Raw genomic sequence first — 1,134 nt, 5'->3', positions numbered from 1 at the left:
GTTGCTTTATATCCAGCAGCATAATTGTCAATTATTACTCGAAATGTATTGAAATCTTTTGGAACCCTATCGACAAAAACTAATGGAATATTGTTATTTACAAATTGTTGAAAATGGGAAGTGTCAACTGTTTTCATCCCTATGGAACAAATAATACCACTAACTCTGCTGCTATATAAAGATTTAGCCATGCTGACTTCTTCTTCATAGGAGTCATGAGATTGCATAATAATTACATTATAACCTGATTTTCGAGCAGTAATTTCTATACCGCTTATCAGTGAAGAAAGGAAGGGTTGGGTAACAGTTGGAATCAAAACTCCAATGGTATTGGTCTTATTCCCCCGCAAACCAGCAGCCAAAGTATTAGGAACATAGCCCATTTCCTCGGCCATTTTCTTAACCTTTTTTATTGTTTTTGTGCTTATTGTAGGATGATCTTTTAGAGCTCTTGAAATTGTTGAGGTTGCTAGTTTTAATTTATTAGCGAGATCATATATCGTCACGTCTTTATTTTCTTCCATATAATAAAAAATAATTAATAACAAATATACTATTTTTTATAATAGTTTTCATAAGAATTTCTCTCTGAATATGCTTCAGGAATTCAGCTCAGACTAGATGATTGTCTAACCTAAAAAAAAATGATTAAATTATTTCGAAAATAATTTTTTATATTGAAAAAATCACTAATTTAGCATACCGGAACAGAACAGTACGCAGGTTATGAATATAAAGATTTTCGCTTTTAATATTAATCACGAAAGTGACATCCCAAAGTATCAGCAATTGGTAAATTCTATCAATAATGCTATTGCTAAAAAGCTTCTTAACAAGGGAGATTTGTTGCCTTCAGTGAATAGTATTTGCAATGAAAATAAACTTTCAAGAGATACAGTTTTTAAAGCTTATTCAATTTTAAAAGACCAAAGAGTTATTGAATCGGTTCCAAATAAAGGGTATTACGTTGCTGGCGAAACTCGAAAAATACTTTTAGTTTTAGACACCTTCAAAGCATACAAAGAAGTTTTGTATCATTCTTTTGTGAATAATTTACCCGATAATATTATTACAGATGTGCAATTTCATCATTATAACATCGATAATTTCAAAACGATTATCAATAATAGTGTT

2 protein-coding genes are annotated in these 1,134 nt (G+C 30.3%); one reads left to right on the top strand and one right to left on the bottom strand.

What is annotated here, in order from left to right; translation table 11 throughout:
- A partial coding sequence (locus EKL98_RS16835) for a LacI family DNA-binding transcriptional regulator (RefSeq protein WP_148104465.1) occupies positions 1–524 on the bottom strand: 524 nt, incomplete at its 3' end.
- Positions 525–726: 202 nt separating this feature from the next.
- On the opposite strand from EKL98_RS16835, the gene EKL98_RS16830 reads away from it, so the two are divergent.
- Positions 727–1,134: GntR family transcriptional regulator (locus EKL98_RS16830; RefSeq protein ID WP_126563223.1), on the top strand; the 408-nt coding region annotated here is incomplete at its 3' end.

The organism is Flavobacterium bomense, assembly GCF_003970355.1.
This window is presented reverse-complemented; position numbering and strand designations above follow the sequence as displayed.